2 protein-coding genes are annotated in these 4,209 nt (G+C 68.4%); both read right to left on the reverse strand.

Going from position 1 to position 4,209, the window contains the following annotated elements:
• Positions 1-3,170, reverse strand: a 3,170-nt coding sequence (locus U9977_RS09410; RefSeq protein WP_322748820.1) for a choice-of-anchor D domain-containing protein, incomplete at its 3' end; no start/stop codon positions are given.
• A gap of 382 nt (positions 3,171-3,552) precedes the next feature.
• Complete coding sequence (locus U9977_RS09415; RefSeq protein WP_322748821.1) at positions 3,553-4,128, reverse strand: HhH-GPD-type base excision DNA repair protein; 576 nt, start codon at positions 4,126-4,128, stop codon at positions 3,553-3,555.
• Positions 4,129-4,209 lie beyond the last annotated feature (81 nt).

The following is a 4,209-nucleotide window of genomic DNA, read 5'->3' on the forward strand; positions in this document are numbered from 1 at the left end:
GCCGCGGGCGTGAGCACGAGGTCGCTGCCCGACAGCGTCGCCGAGCCGTTGCGCGACCATCCGGGCGCGGTGAGCGGTGGCGGCGTCGACGGAAGACGGCTGATCGTCACGTCGCGCACCACATGCAGATCAGTGACGGAACCGGTTGAACCGGTGAAGGCCAGCAGCGCGTTGGCCGGCACCGCCACGGCGACGTCGAGCTTGGCCTGGCCGTCGACCGCGACCTGCACGCGGCCGCCGGTGACAACCACGTCGACAACGTGGGTACCGTCACGCCAGTGGGGCACGTTGGTCGTGCGCGCCACGTACGTCGAGGATCCGCCGGATGTCCCCGTCGCCACGGCGAGCGAATTGCCGTGGGTGTAGGTGTCGAGGGCGACCGCCACCCCGGGTAGGGTACCGAAGCCCATGGACCCACCGTTCGTGCCCAGCGCCCGGTCGGTCGTCTTGGTCGCGTCCAGCAGCGCGAACGTCTGTCCGTCGCCACCTGTGCCGCCACCGATCTGGGCGGTGAACTCGATCGCCAACCGGTCGGTCGACACGGTCACCGGGTAGACGGCGGAGCCGGCTTTGTACTGCTGCGTCGGGGTCAGCACCAGATCACCGCCGGACATCGCCGCGGTCCCGTTGAGCGTCCATTTACCCTGGCTGGGCGGCGGGAAGCTGTTCGGGTCCGGCGAGGTGCCTTCGCCGGACAACGTCACGGTCTGTACGCCCGCTCCGTCATCGCCGGTGAGGATGTACGAGCCGGCCTGCACCCCGGTCGAGGTCGGCGTGAACGTCACCGACTGGTGGATCACCTCGCCCGGGGCCAGCGTGAGCCCTTCGGAGATCTGCGTACTGGCGAAGTCACCGACCGGGGCCTTCGCCTTTGTAATCGTCAACGGCAGGTTGCCGTCGTTGCGGACGTCAAACGTCGCCGTGCGCGCCTGGCCCTGCGGAACCTGGCCGAAGTCCAGTGACGTCGGCGAGATCGTCATCTTCGGGGCGCCGGTGACCGCGGACCCGGACAACGCCACACTCACCGGGCCGTCAGCACTGGTGACCGTCAGGGTGGCGGCGAAGGTCCCGGCGGTCGTGGGAGCGAACGTCACCGATGCGGTCACCGAGCCGCCGGCCGGAATCGTGGCGCCGGGCGCGGGCAGGCCGCTCACGGTGAACGGGTCACCGGGCAGAGTGGCCCCAGTGATCGTGGTCGCCGCGGTGCCGGTGTTGACGATGTTCACCGACAGCGCACTCGAGCCGCCGGTGGAGAGTCGGTCGAACGCGAGCGACGGCGGGTCCGCGCCCAGACCCGCCTGCGTGCCGATGCCCCGCAGGTCGATCGAGGCCAGTCCGGTATCGGTGGTGAACGTGAGCGAGACGTCCGTGGCGACCGGGGCCGTCGGCGTGTAGGTCACCGGCACGCTCAGGGTGGCACCGGCGGCAAGGGTGACCGGCAGCGTCGGCAGCGTCGCCGCGAACGGCGCGGACGTGGAGATCGCCGACACGGTCAGCGGAACACGCGCCGTGACCTGCGCCGTGGCGGTGGCGGACCCTCCGACGGGGACCTTCCCGAAGTCGGTCGCCGAGCCGTACAGCACCGCGCCGGTCGGCCGGCCGAAGGCGAGCAGATGACCGTCGCGGGTACCGACGAACACGCGGTTGGCGTCGGTCGCCACCTTGGTGAACTTCGACGCGATCCCGATCGGCGCGGAGAAGCGCTGGGTGAGCACGCCGTTGGTGGGGACCGCGTCGTAGGCCCGCAACTGGCCGTTGGAGCCGGACGCGCCACTTTCGTAGACCATCCACACCAGCGCGGATCCAGATGTCGTCCCATCGGAGGTGACCGTGGGCGAACCGGAGCCGAACGGGAACGTGCCGCTACTCGTGCCCGCCGCGGCCAGGGCCGGCTCACCCGCGCCGGTCAGGCCGTACTTCAACGCGCGCAGCGGACCTCCGCTGCCTGCCAGGTACACGTAGCCACCGTCGCCGCCCCACAACGCCGGGTGACCCCACACGCCCTGGAACGGACCGGTCATGCCCACCACGTCGTCGATGCCCTGCGGTCCCTGCCCGCGCCCGCCGAGGTCGTCGCGGTCGAGCAGGAACACCCGCCCGTCCTTGCCGTCCTGTACGAGCAGGTGGGGATGGGTGGGGGTGCCAAACCCGTCGGGCAGGGCCAGCGGACCGCCCGAGCCGAGGTCGGTGTCATTCTGGTTCAACGTCGCGGCGTTCACCGGGGTGAAGAAGTCCTGCGTCGAGAGCTTGCCGTCAGCACCGACACCAAGTCGGACCACGGCCTCCGCAAGCTGGCCGGGCACGCTCGAGCCGGGCCCGGGCGCGGGCGACACTCCGTTACCGGTCGTGAGGATGATTCGTCCAGGCCCGTCCGAGATCAGGCCACCGCCGCTCTGCCAGATACCCCCGCCGATATCGCTGCCGGTAGCCTCGCTGGCCCACATCGTGGTCAGCTTCGCGGTCGTCGTGCTCACGCCGACGACATAGCCGCGGTACTTGCCGATGTCGCAGTGGCCACCGAACGCCGCGTACACAACCCCGTTGAGTAGCAGCAGCCCCGGGCGCTGCAGTTCGACCCGGGCGTCGAACGGTGTGCCGGCCGGATCGTTGCTGGGCGCGCCCTGGATCGTCGCCGGCCAGCCGCTACGCTCGGCGCCGGTCGTGAGGTCCAGCGCATGCATGTAGTAATGAGGGTGTTGCACGTCGCCACCGTCATTGACCTTCGCGGTCAGATAGACGGTGTTGGTCGCCTTGTCGACAACGGGCGTCGAGGTGATGCCGATGTTGATTCCCACGTCGCCGCACCCGATGACCGAGGGCGGCCACGGCGCACCCACCGACATCGACCACTTCTTCAGGCCGGTTACCTCGTCAATACCGTAGACGTTGTTGTTCTCGGTCGTGACGACGACGGTCCCCCCGGCGATGACAGGTTCGCCGTAGACCGAGCCATTAAGATCGACAGAATAGAGCTCGCCGAAGTCGGAGGCGCTCACCGATGACGGGGAAAGACCCGGCTCCGCCTGGTCCCAGCCGGTGCGCAACGCATCCTGCGACACGGTGAGAACATCCGAGCGCGCAAGCCCGGGAACGGCGACCAGATATGCGCTCACAGTGGCGAGCGTCACCGCGAAGGCGCCCAGCATCCGCGGCAATGAACGAAAATTCATTCTCTCCCCCTACACGGCGTGCCGCAGGTTATCGACCCACGATTCCGACGCGCAACGGCGATTTCCTTATCTGCACACGCCCATCAGGTGTCACAAGGGAGACGACGCGGTGAACGAGGTAATGAACAGGTAGCACAAGGTACACGAGGCGCCTGAGGCGTACGGGGCACCCAGCATCAACATCCGCCGACTGTTGTTGCACCCCGGAGCGCGGCCATGGCGCCCGAGCGCCGACTCGGCGACAGCCTCAGGTCGTGCGGATCCCGTCCGCGGCCACCCCACAGATCATGATCGGCGCGAGTTTGTCGTTGTGTACGGTTTTCGGGCCGAAAAACGTACCCGATGACAAACTCGCGCCGATCTTCAGCACCAGAGACCCCGGTTAGCCGGTGGATGCCTTGGCGGCGGCCTTCATCGCCTTCTTGTACTCGCGGACCTTGTCACGGGTGATCGTATCGATGATGTCGGCGATCGAACGGAACGATCCGTCCTCTCCGAAGGGAGCCGACGCCTCCCGCCAACCCGGCGGGGTGACGCCGAGCTGCTTTCCGAGCAGCGCGACGAAGATCTTGGCCTTCTGCGGCCCGAACCCGGGCAACGCCGAGACACGCCGCAGCAGCTCACGGCCGTCGGTCGCGGTCAGCCAGACGTTCGCGGCGTCCGAGTCGTAGTCGTCGACCACCAGGTGGCACATCGCCTGGACCCGCTTGGCCATCGACGCGGGGAACCGGTGCAGTGCCGGCGCCCGGGAGAACACCGTGCCGAGTTCGTCGGGGTCCGCATTGGCGAGATCCGCCGCGTCCAGGGGACGGCCGAGCCGCCGGCTCAGTTCATACGGCGCGCCGAATGCCCGCTCCAGCGGAATCTGCTGGTCGAGCACCATCCCGATCAGCAGCGCCAACGGGTCGTTCGTCAGCAGCTCGTCCGCCTCGTCGACCTGGCTCAGGTGCAGTCCCACGTCACTACCGTAACCGGACCAGTGGAGGGTTGGCCGTCCTCCTGGTCAGACGACCCTCTCGTCGGTGTTGTCCCGACATGC

Source organism: Protofrankia sp. Cas8, from assembly GCF_963555845.1.
Taxonomy (GTDB): domain Bacteria; phylum Actinomycetota; class Actinomycetes; order Frankiales; family Frankiaceae; genus Protofrankia.